Origin of the sequence: Faecalibacillus sp. MSK20_93, from assembly GCF_020589945.1 — a bacterium.
GTDB lineage: Bacteria > Bacillota_I > Bacilli_A > Erysipelotrichales > Coprobacillaceae > Faecalibacillus > Faecalibacillus intestinalis.
In genome coordinates this window covers 20416-41364 of sequence record NZ_JAJDKA010000014.1, presented here as the reverse complement: position 1 = coordinate 41364, position 20949 = coordinate 20416, and the positions used below count along the sequence as shown (strand labels likewise).

The window sequence follows — 20949 nt, the reverse complement described above, 5'->3', positions numbered from 1 at the left end:
AATACATTGAAAATATAAAAAAAAGGCTTTCTATAATTCCTTATAAAAATCCTTTAAATTATAAAAAATCTTTCTAATCTGATATTTCATCAATAATAATATTTGTTTTCTTTCTTTTTTCAGTTGATTCAGCCACTTTTGTTTTATAAGCAAAGTGATTATCAAAGTTACTTGCAAAATAGCATGAATATAGTATGTCTAAAACCAAACTAATAGATTCAATTGTAGAAAATCCTGCTATCTTTGTATAAGACTTCTCCCTTGTTGTCAAAGACAGCTTTACATTTGAAATCTTAGATAAATCATTTTCTCCAATACTTGTTATAGCTATAATAGGAACATCATTATTTTTTAATAATTTAGCAGTTTCTATAAGTTCATTAGAAACTCCTGAATAAGAAATACAAATAGCACATGTTTGACTATCTGACATTATAGCTTCTTGATACATCATATTGCTATAAGAGTAAGTTTCACATTTTTTTCCAATGTGTCTAAATTTAAAACAGGCTTCCTCGGCCAAAAAACACAAGTTGGAAATAGCAAAAATCTTTATAACTTCACATTTTTCAATTAAATTAATTGCTTTCCTTAAATCATCATGATTTATTAAAGATAATGTATCCTCTAAACTTTCAGTTTTTAGTTTTGTAATCTTATTGGCAATTGTCATAATATCATCATTAGCTTTAAAAGGTTTATTGGCATCAATATTTTTAAACCTACTTTTTAAATAAGTCATTTCTTCCAAATAAGCATCCTTAAAAGCTAGATATCCATCATAACCTAATTTGTTAGCAATTCTAACCAATATAGATGGGGATGTATAAGTTTCTTTAGCTATCATTGTTGTAGTATAATGTCTTATATTTTCTTGCTTATTTCTTATAAACTCAATTACAATTTTTTCATTTGCAGTCCAGTTAATGTCATCAATTCTTTCTTCTATTAACACATTAATCGCCCCTCTTTAAATTTATTTTATCACAGAAACTTTATTGCAACAATTAGATATAAAATCATAAAGAAAAGACATAGTAGCAAAGCTTTATTCAATATAAAAACGAGTGATATTACTATTCTAATAATAGTATTACTCTTTCTTGAATCAGTTTTTCTAATTGTTTTAAACGTTTATTTGATAATTTATATCTTGTATTTCTATCAAACTTAAAGTTAATTAATTTTCTTAATTTATCTTTTTATCTAGATGTCATTAAAGGTTTTACAAATCCTATAAAATCCTGATAAGTTGCAGGTAGACGAGTTGAAACATAAGTATTTATATCATTAAAATCGCTGTCCATTGCATAGCATAATAAAGATAATCCATTATCAAAGATTGGTGCAGGAGCTATTATCTTGTTTGTATGACTATCAACTAATAATCCAAAATTACCAAAGTGTCTATCTTCATTTAAGATAACAGCATCAAAAACCAGCATATCTATAAGTTCTTGATAATAATCTTCACCTAGATTCTTATAGTAATCGATAACGGCTTCAATACCGCCAGTTTTTACTAATTTCTATAAAAAAAGAATACATAAGTATATGTATTCAATCAATTACTTTTATGAATTTAAGAGTTAATATAGATGTCATTAAATGTATTTTTAGCTTTTCAAAAAAGTAATTCAGCACCATATATAAAATTCTTACAATCACTTTTGCTGCATATATTAAATCGAATATTTAATTTTTAAACAAGATTAGTATATCATATTAAAAATATACTAACAAGAATTCAGAACCCTCATACTTCTTTAATTTAACAAATAGAAATAACTGATTACTTTAATCTGCTCCAGGAAGTGTCTGTGGTATAAATTCAATTGTTTTATGCGATCCACCCGTTCTCCTTATTAATTCCTTTGCTCCTATAACTTGTACTAGATTTCTTATCAATTTACCTAATTCTTTTTTATCATCGTTGCTTTTTCGATGGTAGTATATTTTAGTTTGTACATTATCATTACATATTAATAATTCCAAAACATCTTTATCAGTTTTATCTAGTGAATGACCGAAAATATAAAGTTCATATGGACATTCTGAATTTTGTCTTATTTCATCTACCCATTCCATATAAGAACTGTCAGTTGATTTATAAATTCTTTGATAGAATTTTTTAAATGGCAAAAACTCTAACTTATTATCTCTATCACATTCTTCTAGATACTCATCAATTCCAAGAACCAAATTACAAGTATTTACATTATTAGTTATATCCGCTTTACCATGGATATAATCATATTCAATTTTATTTGATTGACCATATATTCTTTCATATGTATTAGAATAATTAAATGATAAAACACAATCTGGATTAATATCTTTGATATCATCATTTTTTTGTAACACTTCTATTTTATTTATAAACTCACTAATATATATTTCTAATGCTCTTATTAACCTATCCAAATCTACAGTCATTTTTTTAATATATACATCAAAAAGTTTTAAATTTGTATACATATCTTCTAGATCTAATTCTTTAAGTCCTTCAATTTCTTTTGAAATATCCACAAAATCCTTTACAACTTCTAATTTTATGACTTTATTCCTTTCACTTTGTTGGATGCGTTCTCTTCTTTCTATATTATCTCTTATACATTCAAATGCTTGTATTACATTTGAAATTTCAGATTCAAAATCTATCCAATTTTTCCCAAGACTGTATCTGATATTTAAAAAATAATGTATCCAAATATTTTCTTTAATATTATTATATATTTCAACAGCTAATTTATCTGGATTTTCATTTCTTCTTTTATACCACTCTAGTAACTTAGCTTTTATAGAATCATCTACCTCCCAAATATTAAGAGCAGATTTTTCATATACTTTCTCATCTACATGCATTAGATATGTAAATATCCTTGATACTTTATCACAAAAATCAAGAAAATAACTATATGATGTTGGTAACCCATGTGCTAAATCAAACCCATTACCAATCAGTAGTATTTTTCTTCCTCTTATCTCTATATCCATAATGTTCCTCCCATCTGTTTATGGTAATTATTAAATATATTTTACTATATTTAATAATCATTTGCATTCATCTAAAAAAATTTCTAACTTATCTGATTTAATAGGAGTTCACATTTTTGATCATCTATTGTTTCTATTTCAATCTTGTCTTTTTTTACAACGATTCTATCAATAAAAACTGCAAGATCTTCTTGTGTCATAACAGTATGTTCATTGCTATTTCTTTCTAACGTTTTTAATAGTTTTTCCTGTCTGCCTTGCTTTAATGCATTGTATTTGTCATCAAGCTTTTGCAGTTCTTTTTTAAGCATTTGTTTGGTTTGATAACATTGTGCCAAGTGTTCCTCAATTTGACTTTCGTCTTGAACGCCTCTGGCAACAAGTAACATTCCTTTATCTAATAATTCGTTTATTTGTGAATTCACATTTTCTAATTCACAATTCAGTTTTTGTTTCTTCTCAATAATATCTTTTGGATTTAAATATTCCGATAATTCTTTAGCAAGTTCAAGTCGTGTTTTTTCTTTTGATTTTGTTTTTCCATTGATCAATGATGTCAAAGCATCCAGTAATGGCTTTTCTTTTAAAGTCACACTGTTTGGACAGATTGCTTTTCCATTCTTCAACCTGTTTGAACATCTCCATACAGGTTCTTTTTCCTTATTTCTTTTTGTCCAGACAGCCCTTCTATATAAGGCGCCACACTCTGAACAGATGATTTTATTACTTAAAGGATTTTTAGATGAATAGCGATTCTGATAGTGACTTTCCACAGCCTCTTTTTCATCATTTGATTTCATGTTCCTTTTTGTTCTTTCTACTTGAGCTGCTTTGAATACTTCTTTGGTCACAATCGCAGGATGACTGTTTTCTACAAAGTACATTTTCTTCTGACCTTCATTTTTATACCGTTTCTTGTGAAGAAAATCTATGTTGAATGTCTTCTTTAAAAGCGCATCACCACTGTACTTTTCATTTTGCAGCATCCTGCCAATTGTTCCTGAATCCCATTTTGTACTCCCGTTCTTCTTGGGGACTTTGTTTTCCGTCAGGTACCTTGCTATTTTACTTTCGCTCATCCCTGAAAGATATTTAGAAAAGATCTCTCGAACAACTTCTGCTTCTTCTTCAATAATATCAAGTGTTCCTCTGTTTGACTTATAGCCATACATGTTGGCAGCATAAACCTTTCCTTTTTCAAACTGCCTTTGATATCCCCACTTGATACTTTCACTTTTATCTTCACTGCTTTGTTGAGCAACACTTGAAAGGATCGTCAGCAACATCTCATTTGCTTCCAGACTGTGAACATTCTCTACTTCAAAGTAAACATCGACATTGTATTCCTTGAGGATCCTCAAATACATCAGTGAATCAACAGTATTCCTTGCAAATCTTGTAATACTTTTAGTAATGATCATATCCAGTTTTCCTGCTCGAGCATCATCAATCATACGCATAAAATCTGATCTTTTATTGGTTGATGTACCCGTTATTCCTTCATCTGAATAAATGGCAACAAGTTCCCAGTTTTCATGACTGCCTATGTAGTTTTCATAATATTCACACTGTGTTTCATAACTCAGTTCCTGTTCGTCAGAATCCGTTGAGACCCTGCAGTATGCTCCAACTCTTATTTTCCTGTTCTGCCTGTCATTGTATGATGGCTGGAACTTCTTCCTTGGAGCAATCACTTTAACCTTCGGTGCAGTTGTTTCATGTTCTTTGTCATCTCTGATAATATAGTTCACAATCTTACCCCCTTTCCTTAATAATTAATAAAAAGTTCAAGACCATTATTGAAAATACTCAGTATTCCTGTTTCATATACCTCAATCTTTTCAATAATATTCTTGAATTCACATTTTTCTATATTGCTTTTTAACTTCACATTTTCATATTCCTGTGAATTTTGCTGATTCAGATAGTCACAGATAAAGTTCTTGTAGTCACTTTCTGTATTCACATTTTGAAGTGCATTTCTGTTCAGTATTTCAAAATACTGTTCACTTGATTCACTGTTCCATCCTTGTATGTATTTGTCTTTCATATTGATAACTTCTTCCAGCAACAAATTCACATTCTTGACCAGAACACTTTCTTCTATTCGATATTTCTGATCTTCACTTACATAGAAGCATTCATTTTTTCGAGATCCATTCTTATCTCTTTTACCTCTGTAGATTTTTCTTTTTAAAGGAATGCTGTCAATTCCCCAAAAGATCTTGTTTTTAAAAAACTGCTGTATCATTCTGTTTTCTTTTGCCTTTTCTTTATCCATTAGAACTGTTTCCTTTCTACTTTTAACTTAAGATCGTTTTTCAATGTGAACTGGATATCCAATGTTCCCACTTCAATCGAATCAACTAAAGTATTGAAGATTTCTTCATCCAGTGCAGTGATTTCTTTTGCTGATTCCAAACATTCAATGATGATCTGTGTCTGTATCACTTCAAACCTCTGATAGATTTTTTCATTGAGTTTGCACTTTTGCATTTCGAAGACTGATTTGTCTACCAGCAACTCGTTATGCTTTTTCTTATAATCCTCCAGACTGATAAGATCTTTCTGATAATATCGAACAAGTGTATTGATAGAACTGCTTACTTTTTTAAGTTCACGATTAACGAGATCAAGTTCACATCTGTCATCGTCATTTGTCGTAAAATTCACAATATGTTTTTTATAGGCTTCCAAAACATGAATATTTTCTTTGAGCTTATAGAAGATTTTTAAAAATGCATCTTCGATTTCATCCGTTCCAATCATTTTTACTTCACATTTCTTTGCTGAAGCAACATGATTACTGCAACTCCAATATTCTTTATTCCTCGACACCCTTCTTTTGAAAGTTCCACCACAATGTTCACATTTGATTTTTGATGTCAGCAGATATTCTCTATTTCTATCTGTCTGATTTTTATTGAACTTCAACTTGTTGTTCACAAGTTTTTCATTTGCCTTTTCAAAAAGTTCACGATCAATGATTTTTGGAAATACATCGTAAACATAATACTGTGCAAGTTCACCTTTATTTGTGACTAACTTATAAGGAAAGACATCAGGTGAATATCTTTTTTGAAGAAGCATGTCTCCACAATATCTTTCATTTTTAAGCATTGATGAAACTGTGGACTGTGACCACTTTTTCTTTTTGAAATAATGTTTATTCAGATAATCTACAAGTTTTGTTACCGAAAAATCTTTATTCACATATTTATTAAAGATATCTTCAATGATCTTTGCTTCATCTTCTATAACTTCTACTTCACCATCTATTCTTTGATATCCATATGGCAGTTTCGGTTGATTGTATCTTCCTTCTTTTGCCCTTGTACGGAATGCCCATTTCTGTGCATTTGAAATTGCTTTTGATTCAATTTCAGCACAGGCAGCATAAACAGCAAGCATCATTTCACTTCCCATTTTTGCTGTATCAATTTTTTCTGTCATAAAATAAACGGAGACACCTATTGATTTCAGTTCTCTTACTACTGAAAGTGTCTCCGTTATATTTCGTGCAAATCGACTGATTGATTTAGTTATAATTGTATTTATAAGACCTTTTCGACAGTCCTCAATCATTTGAAGAAAACCGTCTCTCTTGTCCATTCTTGTTCCAGTTATTCCTTCATCTGTATAGATCTTAACCAGTTTCGAATTTTCAAGACTGTTGACATAGGATTCATAGAAGTCAACCTGATTGTTATATGAATTAAGCTGATCTTCACTGTCTGAACTGACTCTTGCATAACAGCCAACAAGATTGATTCTGTTTACAAATCTTTCCAGTGGTTCGATAATGCGTACTTGTTTTTGAGCTTGAGCCATTCTAAAAATCCCCTTTCTTATCACCACACACAGTACCACAACTCTTTCGAACTATCCATGACATTATTCGCTTTATTTTGTGAATTTAAAAATGATATCTGACAAGTGGATTACATTCTTCTTCATACTTTTTCAGAACTTTATTGGCAACATTTTTAGTGATCTTTTTATAGGTGACAAGTTTCTTCAGGCATGTATATATGTAATAGTAATCAAAGATATCCATTCAATCAGTTAACCATGCCTTTCATCTGTAATGAAATTTCAACTTCTGGCTGTGCATAGTAACTGTCTACTTTCAGATTATTTTCCAATGCAAAGTCAACAACATCCTGTTGCATTTGTTTTGAAAAAGAATCAGGTTCAATAAGTACCAGATGGTCACACTTTTCATTTTTTATGACATCTACAATCTGTTTTTTAAATTCTTCATTCAGATTTGAAAGTTGAATAACAACAGCATGATCCAAGTCATACTTGGATACATATTCTCGTACACAATCATGAGTGGCTTCACTGTTTGAATTGCTTGTTACAAACAGCGGCTTGTTATTAACCGCTGATTCTAATGCACTGTTAATTACAGCTTTCAAAGTATGAATCTGTCTTTCGTTGAATTCATTGAACACATCCTGAATGAGACGACCACTGTCACGTTCATAGACTTCAAAGCCATTATCTTCAAATGCCTTAAGCAGTCTTCCATCATTGAATGCATTAGCAAATACAATACATTCACCATCAGTAACAAATGTCCTGCTTGTTGTAAGATCCTTTATTGTATTCACAAACTTCTCTGGTTCATAAAAAGCATTGGAAAAATGAAAATGCAATTCTCCAGTAAGTTCATAATTGTTTTTAGCAGCGAATTCCATATATTCCTCTAACTGCTTCGAAGAAAGTTTATTTTCTTCTTGTGTTAAAATATGTACTTTTTTCATAAGATCAATCCTTTCCTTTATTAACACAATGATGACACCTGCATTTTTTTACAGGTGTCACGATCTATCAATAAACGTATCGGTTCAAGTCTGTTTTCCATTGTCCAAACCAGCTTCTGTATAGGATCATCAAGAACATACGACACACGTGTCAAAGACCACTCCTCAATTGTTGCGACGGTTTGTTCACGCTCGACTGTTGAATAGAGTGAAGTATCATTTGCGTTTTCATATCGGCAAAGGTCTATCCCTACCTTTTTATGATCAGTTGTTTCTCGCTCCAATACGAAACAGAGAAAAAAGTTCACATTTTATTGTGACCTTACATTTCTATGTTCACATATTCTCTTGGCGCAACTATCAACGTGCTAGAAAACTTTTTGTTGCTGATTCAGACTATTCTGTTTTCAATGTCCTCTCGAGAGGAGGTGCTTAATAACTCCCCTCATATATAACTGGACATTTTTTTATTACTTGATAACCCAATAAAAAAAACAAGTTACTTTTTTGACTTATTTTTGATATTTTCTATTATTCTTTTTTTACGTTTATGTATTGCTGGTTGAGAAACACCCATCAATGCAGAGAGTTCTCTTTCTGTTTTATTCTTGATAAGAAGATTCGTAATAAGATTCTTATCTTCTTCTGAAAGTTGATTAATGATGTTCATTACATTTTCAACTTCTTCATTGACATAAAAAGTATCATATTGATTATTACTGTCAGCAATCTTATCTACAAGCGCTGTATTATTATTATCTAACTGATCTAAACTGGATACTTTAAACTCACTTCTCTTTTCTTTTTCACGTTCCTCTTTTTTAAATGAATTGTAACAAGTTTTATATACTTCTTCCGATACCTCATGGTATTGACCTTTTATTTTAAAATAATAGTGTCTGTTTCCTTTAAGATCTCTTTTGATCCAAAAATAATTTCTTTTATAATCGTTTTCCATCCTATCTTCCTCCTGTATTTTTTGGCTGAAGATAATCAGGAGGAGATCTGATTTTATGCACAAATGCATCCCCCTTAATAGACAATGTCTAAAGCAGGGAATAAAAAAAGTAGTGCTTCAGACTTCGTCTAATTTCACTACCGATACGATTATTAATTTTTAATAATAATTTACGTATAAAAAAAGGGTACAAATTCAAAAAATATAAATTTTGTTGTACCCTTGATAACTGAATTTTACATTTTTAACTACTTATTCATTTTTAAGAATTGGATCACTATATCTTATTGCATCTCCATGAATTTCTCCATTAACCATTGATAAAGCAATCTCAAAAGATTGGGTATATTTTCTTTCTAAAATATCTAGAAATTCAATAACTACAGTAACCATACAATTTTCGAAATTTTTAGCATCATCAAAGCACCATGTAGTTGTAAACTCTTGATCAACCTTTATAACAGGTGTTCTATTAGGTTCCACTCTTTTAAAAGTAACAGTTTTATTTAAAATATTTGTTTTACCATTTGATTCTGGATATGTTCTAAAAGATTTTTCTAGCCCATCATTTTTAAATGTTAAATCTATAAAAAATAAATTATTTGATAATGAAGAACGATTTGCTTCTACAAATGTGAAATATGGTCTTTCATGTAATCTATCCTTATCTTCTTGTGTTAATACTGCATTCTTTGGAACATTATCATTCATACACTTAATCTCCTCCTTATAATAGTCATAATTAATAATCACTTTTTTTATAAAATATAAGAATTGTTTCATTTCCTTTTCTTCTTTTTTTAAAACACTTAGTAAGAAATAGGATTCAAATAAATTATATATATAAATTAAAAATCTGTATGATAAATAAACCACTAGGATTACAAAGAAAATTGCAACTGCAATAATTAAAAGATCATAACCATTTTTAAAACTAAAATCTGATTCACTTAGAAACCATGTAAAAAAAGCAGTTACAAGAATTGTTAAAAATGAAACATATGTACCAACATTAGATTTATTTGATATTTCTAACGAAATATTATTTATATCATCTCTAACGAATTTATAAATATCTATTACTTTATCTTTAGAATACGAATTCATATTTTTCTTTAAAAAATTTATTCTATTTTTTTCTAATAAGTTTTCAATTGTCTTATTAACAGTAGGAATTTTGACCTTATTGAAAAATACTTGATAACCTACTTTTGATATATCATTTTTCTTTTTTATTTTATTTACCAAAATAATTTCCCCTATTATTACAACAGCAAATGTAAGACACATAAATACTGCTAAAGTAATTAAATATTTCGATATTGCATATGAACTAGTTAGACTAAATTTCTCAATATTGAAATCATTTTTAATAACCTCATATAAATAATAAACAATTAAAGTAAAATAAACTAGAAACACTTCTAAATGATAAATATGTGGGTATATTCCTCCTAAATCATTTATAATTGCCTTTTTTGTACAAGTTTCATCAAACTCTTTATAAAAATCGTCTACATTTTTTAAACCTTTATTCAAATCAAATTTCTCCTTCTTCTTTATTTAAAACTACTTAATTCAAATATCTATTAACATTAAAAAACTTTATTTATCAAGCAACAAAACATTAGTCACTTCTTTCCTAGTGTTCTGTTGTTTAGTATCACTTTTTATTTTTTAAAAAAATCTTTTTTTATTTTCTTGATAGTTCATGTAAAGCTAAGAGATACTTCATAAATAATTTTCTTAATAACTAAATATCATCAATGTAAAAACACTGATGATATCAAAATTAATATACTCTTTAAATAAAATTAACACTTTTTATATCGTGCTAAACTATCTGGTTCCTTTTCTTGTCCAAATATAATGGCACATGCACTATTTACAGAAGAAATAGCTAAAAATGACATTAGAAATGCAAATGAATTTAAAAAGAACTTTTTCCCATTTTTCATGTTTATAATCTCCTTTCATCAAATTTATTTCCATAAAAAAAGAATATCACCTATTACGTTTTTCATAAATAGAGTGTGGTTAAAATACCATTTTTATATATAAAACACATACTTTTCTTTGTTTTATGACTATCATTATACAATTATACATAATTATTGTATAGCTTTAATCATTTTTGCAATGTTTATGTATATTACAATTTAATAAATTCAAAATATACTATATCTATAATCAATTATTAATAAGGTGATATAAATATGACGACTAAAAATAAATCAGGTTTACAAATTGCTAGAGAGAAAAGAAAAATGAAACCCCTTGAGTTAGCTGCTTTATTGAAAGTTAACGAAAGCGTTTTAAAAGGTTGGGAAGCAGGTGGTGGAATTATTCATTTAGATACAGTAATAGAACTAATGAACATTTTAGATACATCCTCTGAAATGATACTATTTAATGAAAGTAGAAAAGGTCTAAATATTGAAACATTAACAGATGAACAACGTGATGTTATTTTCGATTTATACAAACTAATGAAAGATAATAAATAAGCAGGGAATAGATTATGGATATAGCAGATAAAATAAAATTTTTAAGAACAAATATATTGGATCTTAGTCAAGATAAATTTGCTAAGAAAATAGATGTTACAAGAGCAACTATAAATAATTGGGAACAAGGTTTATCAACACCAACAATAGCTCATATTACAATGATTGCCCTCGTTTGTAATATAACAACTGATTACTTAATAAAATATGATCATCCTTTAGAATTATCTGTTCGAGATATCAATGATGAAGAATATCAAATATTAACTCAATTAATCAATTATTTTAATAATGTGAACAAGGGTAACAATGAATAAAAAAATATATAATATTTTGAAAAATAATGATATTAACATGGATGAAGACTTATTTTATTATGGATGGGCAAATTTTACACATTATTTTGTATACTTAATTTTTACTTTTATATTAGCTTTTTATTACGATTGTTTTAAACAAACAATTATTTTTCTTTTATTATACATTCCATTACGAAGATATATCGGCGGTTTTCATTTCTCAAGTAATATAATATGTATATTTTTTTCTACCTTGATTTCTATAATCCCGCCTTTGTTATCTAAACAATTTTTTGTGAGTTTTAGGCTAGTTGTTTTAACAAGTTTAATTCTACTAATTGAAACTTTTTTAATAGCACCTGTTGATCACAAAAACAAACGATTGACAAACAATCAAATTAATCTATATAAGAAGAAATCTATCATAATCGAATTTTTATATATTGGATTTATTATTATATCTTATAAATACTCAATACATACATTAATAAATATTATTTTTTCAGTTATTGTTATTTCATTGATAAGTTTATCTGTCTCATATATTAAAAGAATATTTTCATAACATTTATAATTTGATAAAATAATTTTAAGAGGTGATGATGGTAATGATAAATATTCTAATTTATGATGATAATCAAAAAGATATAGATCAACTTTTACAATGCATAGAAAAATTTTTTATCAAAGTAAATTTACAATATCAAATTCATATTTGTAAAAACAAACCTGATTTATTACAAAATATAAAAAAATCTGATTTACTTTTTCTAGATATGGAAATCAATGAAGAAAATGGTATTGACATCGGATTGGAACTTCAAGAGCTTAAACATGATTGTAGAATCATAATAACAACAAGTTATTCAAAATATGCAATTGATGGATATAAAATACATGCAGACAGGTATTTTATAAAGCCTATAAATCAATTGGAATTTAATTTAGAAATGGAATCAGTAATAAAAAAATATATTAAAAAATCAATCGGCTTTTATGATTCAAAAATAAGCAACCATAAAATTTTTGTTAAAGATATACTTTATATAGAATTTGTAGATAGGAAATCAACTATACACAAATTGGATGGTAACACAATTATTACAAATTGCACCTTAAAATACTGGTATGATAAACTTAATGAATTTGGTTTTGCATACCCATATAAAGCATTTTTAGTAAATCTTGAGTATATTAGTGCATTTAAAAAAAATGAAATTATTTTAATCAATAACGAGAGCATTCCACTTTCTAGACACTATAAAAAAGAATTTGATCAAAAATATAATGATTTTCTACATGAAACATTATGATTATTATTTCTAACATAATTTCTTTTATTCTAATCAGTTACATAGCAAATTCTTTTTTAACTTTAAAATATTCAAAAAACAAATCAATAATTATTTTATTATTATCAACTACAATTGTATGTCTAACCAATTATAACGGTGCTTCTCCATTGAAAAGTATAATTTTATTAGCAATATATTTTATCTATGTTTTTGTTCAATATAACGGACGGATAATACAAAAAGTAATGACTATAATTCCTTATTTTTTAATCCAAATTTTATCAGAAATACTTGTTGCATTTTGTTTAAATAATATTTTATTTATAAAAATAACTCGAGATACTTCCTCTCGTGGATTTATATTTGGAACATTTTTTTCATATGCTATTTTAACACTTTTTGTTTTTATCTATGTTAAAATCTTAAAATATATTAAATCTGAATACTTACCAAAATATACGTGGTTAGCATTTATACTTCCAATCATTACTATTATTTTATTAGTAACTATGGGTGATTATTTTGATTTGTTGCATACTAATCCACAAATCCTTATTACTACAGTAGGATTAGCAATATCAAATATTATATTTTTCTTTATTTTTATGTTAGCTATTAACTCCACAAATATGAGGCACAAGCTTCAAATTGCAAAACAAAAAGAGGAATTATTTAATTCTAAATTAGACCTATTATCCCAACAATATGATAATAATTTCCGCTTTTTACACAATCTGCTTCATACTTGTAATCAATTAAATTCATTATTTAATGATTCGAATTACTCAGAAGCAACTAATGTCTTGAATAAGCTATCTAATACAGCATATAAAGAATTCAATGCAATATACAGTAACTCATATATTTTAAACTATATAATAAATAATAACCTATCAAAAATCATTGAAAATGATATTGATATTAAAACCGTAATTGAATATAGCGATTTTGATAATTTAGACTACCATACACAACTGATTTTATTTGAATACATTATAAATCTATCTATTGATTCCTGTATACAAGTTACTACTTCTGATAAAATTATAATAATAAAATCAGTAAAAACAGCAAATAAAATTATTTTAAAAATATTGTATTCTTGTTTATCAATTAATGAATTCAATATCAAAAAAAATATTAACGAAATCTTACTAAATAAATATAGTTCTTTAAGTATTAAAAAGCTTAATAATTCATATGCAAGCATTCTGATATCTTTTGATATTCCCAGTTGATTTTAAAATCAACAAAAACAGTATAAAAAATAGATAATTTTATAAAATTAATTTAAAAAATTAAACTCTAAAATTAGATTCTTCAAAATACTTGAATACCCTAAAATAAAAGGATTCATTGGCTAAAACCAATAAATCCTTTTATTTATCTATATAATCAAGTTGTTTTTTTAAAGATTGATATTTCTCTACAAATTGATCGTCACATCCAATATAATCATAAGAATATGTTTGTTTTAAAGTCAATGAATCATTATCATAATCATTTATACTTTCATTTCTATCTCCTACATCAAATGCGCCAAAATGAGCACTTGAAAACATATAAGTATTTTTTACGTTTGCATTTTTTGATTTTTTTAAAAATACGATATATTCCCTTAAAGGAACCAGCGGTTTCGATCCCTCGATGTAGCCAACAGATGTTTGATCAATTACATATGTCATATCATAAATATTTACCGTTTGTTTAACTTTACCCTTGTATGTTTTTAAAACCTCACATTCATTAACTATTCCATTGCCTGCTATCTTCTTTTTTGAAGTATTTTTTACTTTTAAAATATAATCTGATTGATCAACAAGTTGCGCCATTGATGTTACTTCTTGATCATTAATCATTTTTTTTGCTGTATCAGGATATAGTTTTAAAAAATCTTGATTGCTCATCGTTGTATACTTAAAATTATTTTCAATATCAAAATATTCTATTCTATGAAATTTATTCTTTCCATAAAATCCTAATCCTGCAAATAACACTAAACAGCAAAGACAAAACATCCTCAAATATTTAATCATTGCTTATCTCCGTTAAAGAATCTTTAATTCTTCCATTTTCTATAAAATAAATTTCATCACATAGTAAATTTAAATCATCTAAATCATGACTTGCTAATAATATAATTTTGTCTTTGTTCTTTTCTTCTTTTATAATTTTATGAACATCCTTTAACCCATTTCTATCTATTCCATTAGTTGGTTCATCAAGTATAATTATTCTTTGATTTTCCATAATTGCTTGAGCAATCCTCAGTCTTTGCTTCATTCCCAAAGAATATTCTTTATACTTTTTATCACCAGCATAATCCAATCCTACACTTTTTAAAACATCATAAATATGTTGATCATTCTTTTCATTATTTAACCTATATAACATTTCTAAATTTTCAAAACCCGTCAAATGTGGATAAAAACCCGGATTCTCAATTAGTATACCAATTTGGCTCAAATCAAATTCTTCTTTAAGAATTGATTTTCCATCAACTTTTACATCCCCTTTTGTTGGATAAATAAGTGTTGTCAATGCACGAAATAACATTGTTTTCCCTGAACCGTTTCTTCCATAGAATCCATAAACATTACCACTTCTAAATGTAAGATTAATATTATCCAATATTATTCTTTTATTAATCGTTTTTGAATAATTTTCAATCTCTAATATCATATTTTATTCCTCCTAACAGATCCCTAGAAATATAAATTTTTTTTATAAAATGTAATACAAAGCATATACAAGGAAGTGTTAAAAAATTAAAAGAGTAATTATAGTATAAAGAAATAATAGGAAATAAACTACTTTTTAATATATTTAGCAAAACCAATAGTAAAGTTAACTCTATAAGAAATGATATAGTATATTTTTGAATAACAAGTGAAACAAGAATAAGTAACCAAATATAAAACATAATTTCAATATAATATTTGCAAAACAATTCTAATATACCCACATCAAATTTAAACGGTATTCCTGTTAATATCATCAATCCAATTATTTGTACTACTATAAAAGACGTTGTGTAAATTGTATGCTCTTTAATAAAACACAAAAATATATTTTTTAAAAAATTATTCCTGTTTTTATATCTCAAATCAAAATAATTTAGTTCTACATATATTTTTTTTGATATAAAAAATACCTGAATCAAAATTGGAATAAGCCATAGTATATTTACAAATTGGTCACTACCAAAAAAGATAAGCGCTTGATACCACCAATTATCTGTATATACTTCGGAAAGATATATACTTTTTAAATAAGTTACGGCTAGTAAAATTAATAGATATATCAAAAAATCTTTTTTATTCACAAATTTCATTTTGTTTTATTATATAATCCCTTTCCTTCATTTTTTTTGATGTTACAAAAAGTAAAACAATATCCAATGTACACATAAATGAAAAAATAAATGGATAAAAGTGATAAACATATGGTAGAACAAGAATTGCATCAAAATCAAAAATATAATGTTCCATATAAAAATAGCTAAAGTGTCCTAATAAAACATCCAAACAAGCAAATACTAATAAAAAAATACTAGTAGAAATAATTCTGTTATTAATCCATACATTAAGTAATCTAATAATAGCCAGCATAACTGAAAAAATTAAAGTTATATTCAAAATTACTAGCATAATCAAAATAATATTGTTGATAAATTCCTTTGTATTTAATATGAATATGGGCAAATGAAAAATTAATAGTAAAATTACTGACATAATTACTTCTTGTTTCATACTTTTTATTATAAAATTTGACACCGACTTATATCTAAATATAAAAGTGTAATGATTTATTTCTTCAAATAAAAGATAATCTATAAAAAGAATAATAATAAAAATGCAGTATCTTATAGGAACTTGTCCCATTTTTGCAGTATACAACTTTAAAAAATTATGATCTATATTATATCCAACAGCTATACCTAAAAGAATCATAATAACTATCCCAATATAGAACAATGAATTACAAAAAAATCTTTTCATAATATATCACCTTTCTTTGTAATTAACAAAACTGGTGTAATAGCTATTAAAGAAAGTACAATATATAAAATAATACTTTGATAAACCGAGAACGATGAATTTGGCTGTAACTGCTTTATGATTGAAAACTGGCTGATACCAATAAAAGAAAACACAACCTCAAGTACAATCATAATAAGGGTAACTTGAAAATAAATAATTAATTTTTGCTTTGTAAAAAATGAAAAAGAATAAGAAATTGTTGCAAGTAATCCTATAATTACTGACTCATGCAAACTAATTAAAATAATAAATAGTACAGGATTATAATATCTGATAGAATCTAAAAAAAACTCCGGTGCTATTACTCGATCATACGGTAATTCTTGAAAATTTGATATAAGATTTCCACTACCAAAAATGAAACGTAGTGTTAAATAATTTAATATGAAACCTACAAAACAAATTATAAAAGTTGTAATAAAAGATAGAAATAATCTAGAAAAAATATTTTTTCTAATATTCAAACGTGTATATAAATAATTATTGTACCCTAAATGTTTATCATTCCAACTCGTATCTGATAAAACAAGAGAAGTTAGAATCGGTAACGCTATTATTACCAATGACATTATAGTTACCTCATTATTATATAAAATAAACTGATATTCACCCGTTTTCAAAATCATATTTGGTGAATAGTGATTAATTACCAAAATTACATGAATCGCATTGATTAACAAAACACCAATAATACAATAATATAGCTCTTTCTTTCTTAATAGAATTTTAATATTATATTTAAACTCTTTCATAGCTTCTCTACTTTTTTATAATAATCATCGAAATATTCAATATTACGTTTTCTATTAAAAAAATATACTATTTAAATTATTATATTTTGTGCTATAATTTGTATTTCTTATTTTTTTGTCATATAAATTAATCAATTTTAATTGTTTCCTGTATTGTATTATTTTTTTATTCATATTTTAACTCCATTCATCAATTGATATGATATTTATCATTAAATAAGAATAAGAAATTTTTACAAATTTCTTATTCTTTAATTTATTTATTTGTAATCGAAAGTACCTGTAATCATATTGCTGTTTAATGACCAATTATGATTTCTAAATCTAGCTGTCATTGGTGTTCCAGATCCAAATGTTCCTGTATAGTTAACACGATATGTAGTACCTGTTTGTGTAACTGTTGTTACGCTACCATAACTTCCCCCATTATTTTTTGCTGAAAAAGATACAGCATCCGGTTCTTTCTTAGTCAATCTTACAGTACCATAATTGGTTGTTTGTGTTTTACTTTTTGAAGTAACTGTTTTATATCCTTGTGCTGTTGGTACACTAGAATTAATACTCGCTGTAGCAGCAGAGACTCCAGTTAAACTAGATGCTATAATTCCTAAACAAACTAAAATTCTAAATTTGTTTTTTTTCATAACCTTTACCTTCTTTCGTATTAAATTATAAAGTCTAGACTTCTTACAAGTCCATTATATGAAAGCGCTATATATAATGTAAATATATTTTGTTTAAGATGCACAATTTATGATTAACAGGTAATTTTTTTCCAAATTCTATGCTCAAAATAATCTTTTTCTCTTACAATTAATGTATGTCATTCATATAACTTGCTTCTTAACCATCCTATCTATAAAATTACTCTTTTTTAAGTATAATGATTTTATAGATATCTATATAAAAAGAAATGAGGTATAAGTATGAAAAATATTATTAATTGTTTTCTTAAAGTAAATTTAGGTTTTATTTTTGTTATATCATCAAATCTATCAAATGTATCTGCATTAGATTATACTAACGATCAAGATACTATCTTTCCAAAAGAAGAAGTGAATGAACTGATAACTAAAGCAAATAATTTAGAAATCAACCGTGATGATAAATTAAAAACTCGTACAGCAACAGGAACATATCCTACTAGAAAAGGAGTTATTTTAGTTACTGATGATGCCTATAAAGGTGTTATTAAAACAGGTCACTCATCAATAATATATACTTCATCTACTGTAGTTGAAGCAAATGAACCAGGTGTAGAGATTGGTCCAAATAATTGGAATACATCCAAAAATCAAGCTTATGCAGTAACAGTCAAGGATACAACATCCAAACAAGATGTATCGGCTGCAGACTATTGTTATTCACAATTAGGAAAACCATATAATTGGAATTTTTATAGAATGGATTATAGAGATAAATTTTACTGTTCCCAATTAATTCGTTCTGCTTATTTAGATCTATATGATATTGACTTAAATACTGGGGACTTTGATATATTAACAGGGAAAGCAATTCATCCAATGGAACTTGTTAACACAAGTAAAACTAAATTAATTTATCGTAAAAAATAATATTATTTATGTAAAAAAGGCGAAAAATCGCCTTTTACTTTATAAGAATGGAGAGATTAAAATGAAAAAAATAATTAAAACATTTATAATATTTACTATTGGATTTAATTGTATAGCATGTAATCCAAAACGTAATAATTACTCTATTTCTGTTATTGATACATCATCTACAACCAATAAAAGTCAAATAACATTTTATGATAGCAATTTAACCAAAAAGAATATTTATAAATATAATTATGCCGAATTAGGAACACACTTTTATCAACCACAGTATAAAAATTCAAATATTTATTTAGTGCCAAGAGGTATTGGAAATAAGCATGATGCAAAAAAGATTATCTCAATTAATAAAAAAACAAAACAGGTTCATGAGATATATGTTAATAAAAATAACATTCAGTGTGTATCAGTTTCAAAAAGATATCTTTATACATCTAGCAATTTAAATATGATTTCGTATCTGACACAATATGATATGAAAAATAAAAAATATAATGATCTCTCACTCAATGACCAATACTTAAGTTTAGTTTTTTCTACAAATAAATATGTGTACTGTTTTGTAAACTCTTTAAATAAAGAATTCATATATTCAACTCTTCAAATATATGATCATAATTTACAACCAATAAAAAATATTGATATAACTACAATAGGTAATTGTCAAAGAAAATATATCATTTATAAAAATAAAGCTTATATTCCTGTTTCGTATGACATGAACGATCAAAATATTTCTAAACTAATTATTTTAAATTTAAAGACTAATATAATTGAAAACATTATTTCTTTTGAAAATACATCATATATTGGTGAAATTGTTAAGTATAAAAAGTATTTGTTAATATCTCACACTAATGAAGTGTCTTTAAACAAAGCAAAATTTACAATATTTAATCTAAAAAATAATAAGTTCAAAACTATAAATTCGAATATTTGTATAAAATCTATGGCAATTAAAAATAATAGTCTTTATACTGTCGATTCTTTAAATTATATATACAAATTTGACTTATTAAACGATATGAAACTCGTAAAAAAAATAAAACATACTTCTCCTAAAAATATGTATCTATCTACTATTGCTTCTTAAATATAATTATCAATTTAAACATAAATAATCTATCTAGAACAATATGTTTTTACGTGATATAATAAGCTGTTTATTATAATTAACAACAAATTCAAATATTTAAAATTACGTTGAAAATATCGACATATTTTACATTTAAAAAAAGAATAATTCAAGTCTAAAAAATAAAATTTTTCATGCTATACTGATAGTAAAGAAAGAATTTATTATGTTCATTTTTTAGTTATACTTTACTATAATAAAAATATTAATTTATTCGTAGGAGGTGCAAAAAAATAACTAAAAAATTAATTAAATGCTACATATTTTCTGATTCTATAAAAGAAGCTTTTCCCACCAGAAAAAATTCATTTAAATTGACAGATTTTCTTAATACAACACATATCATAAATAACTCTTGTTATTATATATTTTATATAAAAAAGGTTGACCAGTTTATATATAAGAAACAAGATATTTATTATAATACAATATAGTTATACTATATTTAACTACAATTATTCGGTAAAACTAGTGATATTTAATAATGTATCCCTAAAATTTTTTCTATTTTGAATTATTTCACCCGAATTGACCTATTTTTTTACATAATTCATATTGAGAACATATTATAAAAAGTCCTTGTATATCAAGGACTTTATAACTTATTAAATATC

23 protein-coding genes are annotated in these 20949 nt (G+C 26.2%); 7 read left to right on the top strand and 16 right to left on the bottom strand.

Features of this window, described 5'->3' with window-relative positions:
• Window positions 1-73: 73 nt before the first annotated feature.
• The 10 genes from LJD34_RS06130 to LJD34_RS06085 all read right to left on the bottom strand — a co-directional run bounded on the left by LJD34_RS06130 (window position 74) and on the right by LJD34_RS06085 (window position 10685).
• Window positions 74-955 carry a MurR/RpiR family transcriptional regulator gene (locus LJD34_RS06130; protein WP_066446990.1) on the bottom strand — a complete coding sequence of 294 codons (882 nt, stop codon included), beginning with the start codon at window positions 953-955 and terminating at the stop codon, window positions 74-76.
• Between the two features lie 247 nt (window positions 956-1202).
• Window positions 1203-1445 (bottom strand): hypothetical protein, encoded by a 243-nt coding sequence (locus LJD34_RS06125; RefSeq protein WP_227359441.1) that lies wholly within the window; start codon window positions 1443-1445, stop codon window positions 1203-1205.
• A gap of 352 nt (window positions 1446-1797) precedes the next feature.
• Window positions 1798-2997 (bottom strand): bacteriophage abortive infection AbiH family protein, encoded by a 1200-nt coding sequence (locus tag LJD34_RS06120; protein WP_227359440.1) that lies wholly within the window; start codon window positions 2995-2997, stop codon window positions 1798-1800.
• Between the two features lie 83 nt (window positions 2998-3080).
• A complete protein-coding gene (locus LJD34_RS16595) occupies window positions 3081-4748 on the bottom strand; it encodes a recombinase family protein (protein ID WP_227359439.1) in 1668 nt (555 codons plus the stop codon).
• A gap of 17 nt (window positions 4749-4765) precedes the next feature.
• Window positions 4766-5278, bottom strand: coding sequence for a hypothetical protein (locus tag LJD34_RS06110; RefSeq protein WP_227359438.1), 513 nt, complete (start codon window positions 5276-5278; stop codon window positions 4766-4768).
• Complete coding sequence (locus LJD34_RS06105; protein ID WP_227359437.1) at window positions 5278-6828, bottom strand: recombinase family protein; 1551 nt, start codon at window positions 6826-6828, stop codon at window positions 5278-5280. Before LJD34_RS06105 ends, LJD34_RS06110 begins: the two co-directional genes overlap by 1 nt.
• Window positions 6829-7058: 230 nt before the next feature.
• On the bottom strand, window positions 7059-7769 hold the full coding sequence (locus LJD34_RS06100) for a hypothetical protein (protein ID WP_227279717.1): 711 nt from the start codon (window positions 7767-7769) through the stop codon (window positions 7059-7061).
• A 499-nt stretch (window positions 7770-8268) separates the two neighbouring features.
• Entirely contained in the window at window positions 8269-8727 is a 459-nt protein-coding gene (locus LJD34_RS06095; RefSeq protein ID WP_227359436.1) for a sigma-70 family RNA polymerase sigma factor, read from the bottom strand.
• A gap of 252 nt (window positions 8728-8979) precedes the next feature.
• Complete coding sequence (locus tag LJD34_RS06090) at window positions 8980-10266, bottom strand: hypothetical protein (RefSeq protein WP_227359435.1); 1287 nt, start codon at window positions 10264-10266, stop codon at window positions 8980-8982.
• A gap of 275 nt (window positions 10267-10541) precedes the next feature.
• Complete coding sequence (locus tag LJD34_RS06085) at window positions 10542-10685, bottom strand: cyclic lactone autoinducer peptide (RefSeq protein ID WP_022000998.1); 144 nt, start codon at window positions 10683-10685, stop codon at window positions 10542-10544.
• Between the two features lie 258 nt (window positions 10686-10943).
• Between LJD34_RS06085 and LJD34_RS06080 the strand changes: the two genes are divergently transcribed.
• The 5 genes from LJD34_RS06080 (at window position 10944) to LJD34_RS06060 (ending at window position 14066) form a co-directional block, all read left to right on the top strand.
• A complete protein-coding gene (locus LJD34_RS06080; RefSeq protein ID WP_227359434.1) occupies window positions 10944-11234 on the top strand; it encodes a helix-turn-helix domain-containing protein in 291 nt (96 codons plus the stop codon).
• Between the two features lie 14 nt (window positions 11235-11248).
• On the top strand, window positions 11249-11551 hold the full coding sequence (locus LJD34_RS06075) for a helix-turn-helix domain-containing protein (RefSeq protein ID WP_022001000.1): 303 nt from the start codon (window positions 11249-11251) through the stop codon (window positions 11549-11551).
• Entirely contained in the window at window positions 11544-12098 is a 555-nt protein-coding gene (locus LJD34_RS16755; protein ID WP_227359433.1) for an accessory gene regulator B family protein, read from the top strand. Before LJD34_RS06075 ends, LJD34_RS16755 begins: the two co-directional genes overlap by 8 nt.
• A 43-nt stretch (window positions 12099-12141) precedes the next feature.
• On the top strand, window positions 12142-12846 hold the full coding sequence (locus LJD34_RS06065; protein ID WP_227359432.1) for a LytR/AlgR family response regulator transcription factor: 705 nt from the start codon (window positions 12142-12144) through the stop codon (window positions 12844-12846).
• A 149-nt stretch (window positions 12847-12995) separates the two neighbouring features.
• On the top strand, window positions 12996-14066 hold the full coding sequence (locus LJD34_RS06060; RefSeq protein ID WP_227359431.1) for a hypothetical protein: 1071 nt from the start codon (window positions 12996-12998) through the stop codon (window positions 14064-14066).
• 141 nt (window positions 14067-14207) lie between these two features.
• On the opposite strand, the gene LJD34_RS06055 is transcribed toward LJD34_RS06060, so the two are convergent.
• The 6 genes from LJD34_RS06055 to LJD34_RS06030 all read right to left on the bottom strand — a co-directional run bounded on the left by LJD34_RS06055 (window position 14208) and on the right by LJD34_RS06030 (window position 18267).
• Window positions 14208-14864 carry a hypothetical protein gene (locus tag LJD34_RS06055; RefSeq protein WP_227359430.1) on the bottom strand — a complete coding sequence of 219 codons (657 nt, stop codon included), beginning with the start codon at window positions 14862-14864 and terminating at the stop codon, window positions 14208-14210.
• Window positions 14857-15510, bottom strand: a complete 654-nt coding sequence (locus tag LJD34_RS06050) for an ABC transporter ATP-binding protein (RefSeq protein WP_227359429.1) — start codon at window positions 15508-15510, stop codon at window positions 14857-14859. Before LJD34_RS06050 ends, LJD34_RS06055 begins: the two co-directional genes overlap by 8 nt.
• Window positions 15494-16153 carry a hypothetical protein gene (locus LJD34_RS06045; protein ID WP_227359428.1) on the bottom strand — a complete coding sequence of 220 codons (660 nt, stop codon included), beginning with the start codon at window positions 16151-16153 and terminating at the stop codon, window positions 15494-15496. The genes LJD34_RS06050 and LJD34_RS06045 overlap by 17 nt, the downstream gene beginning before the upstream one ends.
• Window positions 16146-16829, bottom strand: a complete 684-nt coding sequence (locus LJD34_RS06040) for a hypothetical protein (protein WP_227359427.1) — start codon at window positions 16827-16829, stop codon at window positions 16146-16148. The genes LJD34_RS06045 and LJD34_RS06040 overlap by 8 nt, the downstream gene beginning before the upstream one ends.
• A complete protein-coding gene (locus LJD34_RS06035) occupies window positions 16826-17623 on the bottom strand; it encodes a hypothetical protein (RefSeq protein WP_227359426.1) in 798 nt (265 codons plus the stop codon). The genes LJD34_RS06040 and LJD34_RS06035 overlap by 4 nt, the downstream gene beginning before the upstream one ends.
• Before the next feature lie 260 nt (window positions 17624-17883).
• Window positions 17884-18267, bottom strand: coding sequence for a hypothetical protein (locus LJD34_RS06030; protein ID WP_227359425.1), 384 nt, complete (start codon window positions 18265-18267; stop codon window positions 17884-17886).
• Window positions 18268-18549: 282 nt separating this feature from the next.
• On the opposite strand from LJD34_RS06030, the gene LJD34_RS06025 reads away from it, so the two are divergent.
• Together LJD34_RS06025 and LJD34_RS06020 are read left to right on the top strand one after the other, a co-directional pair.
• Complete coding sequence (locus tag LJD34_RS06025) at window positions 18550-19197, top strand: YiiX/YebB-like N1pC/P60 family cysteine hydrolase (RefSeq protein WP_227359424.1); 648 nt, start codon at window positions 18550-18552, stop codon at window positions 19195-19197.
• Window positions 19198-19258: 61 nt separating this feature from the next.
• The gene (locus tag LJD34_RS06020) at window positions 19259-20293 is read left to right on the top strand and encodes a hypothetical protein (protein WP_227359423.1); all 1035 of its coding nucleotides are present in this window, start codon (window positions 19259-19261) and stop codon (window positions 20291-20293) included.
• Window positions 20294-20949 lie beyond the last annotated feature (656 nt).

Excerpts from the sequence above, each read along its gene's own strand:
- LJD34_RS06125 (WP_227359441.1), bottom strand. The coding sequence starts at position 1,445 with ATGCTGGTTTTTGATGCTGTTATCTTAAATGAAGATAGACACTTTGGT.
- LJD34_RS06120 (WP_227359440.1), bottom strand. The coding sequence starts at position 2,997 with ATGGATATAGAGATAAGAGGAAGAAAAATACTACTGATTGGTAATGGG.
- LJD34_RS06110 (WP_227359438.1), bottom strand. The coding sequence starts at position 5,278 with ATGGATAAAGAAAAGGCAAAAGAAAACAGAATGATACAGCAGTTTTTT.
- LJD34_RS06105 (WP_227359437.1), bottom strand. The coding sequence starts at position 6,828 with ATGGCTCAAGCTCAAAAACAAGTACGCATTATCGAACCACTGGAAAGA.
- LJD34_RS06100 (WP_227279717.1), bottom strand. The coding sequence starts at position 7,769 with ATGAAAAAAGTACATATTTTAACACAAGAAGAAAATAAACTTTCTTCG.
- LJD34_RS06095 (WP_227359436.1), bottom strand. The coding sequence starts at position 8,727 with ATGGAAAACGATTATAAAAGAAATTATTTTTGGATCAAAAGAGATCTT.
- LJD34_RS06085 (WP_022000998.1), bottom strand. The coding sequence starts at position 10,685 with ATGAAAAATGGGAAAAAGTTCTTTTTAAATTCATTTGCATTTCTAATG.
- LJD34_RS06080 (WP_227359434.1), top strand. The coding sequence starts at position 10,944 with ATGACGACTAAAAATAAATCAGGTTTACAAATTGCTAGAGAGAAAAGA.
- LJD34_RS06075 (WP_022001000.1), top strand. The coding sequence starts at position 11,249 with ATGGATATAGCAGATAAAATAAAATTTTTAAGAACAAATATATTGGAT.
- LJD34_RS16755 (WP_227359433.1), top strand. The coding sequence starts at position 11,544 with ATGAATAAAAAAATATATAATATTTTGAAAAATAATGATATTAACATG.
- LJD34_RS06065 (WP_227359432.1), top strand. The coding sequence starts at position 12,142 with ATGATAAATATTCTAATTTATGATGATAATCAAAAAGATATAGATCAA.
- LJD34_RS06055 (WP_227359430.1), bottom strand. The coding sequence starts at position 14,864 with ATGATTAAATATTTGAGGATGTTTTGTCTTTGCTGTTTAGTGTTATTT.
- LJD34_RS06050 (WP_227359429.1), bottom strand. The coding sequence starts at position 15,510 with ATGATATTAGAGATTGAAAATTATTCAAAAACGATTAATAAAAGAATA.
- LJD34_RS06040 (WP_227359427.1), bottom strand. The coding sequence starts at position 16,829 with ATGAAAAGATTTTTTTGTAATTCATTGTTCTATATTGGGATAGTTATT.
- LJD34_RS06035 (WP_227359426.1), bottom strand. The coding sequence starts at position 17,623 with ATGAAAGAGTTTAAATATAATATTAAAATTCTATTAAGAAAGAAAGAG.
- LJD34_RS06030 (WP_227359425.1), bottom strand. The coding sequence starts at position 18,267 with ATGAAAAAAAACAAATTTAGAATTTTAGTTTGTTTAGGAATTATAGCA.
- LJD34_RS06025 (WP_227359424.1), top strand. The coding sequence starts at position 18,550 with ATGAAAAATATTATTAATTGTTTTCTTAAAGTAAATTTAGGTTTTATT.
- LJD34_RS06020 (WP_227359423.1), top strand. The coding sequence starts at position 19,259 with ATGAAAAAAATAATTAAAACATTTATAATATTTACTATTGGATTTAAT.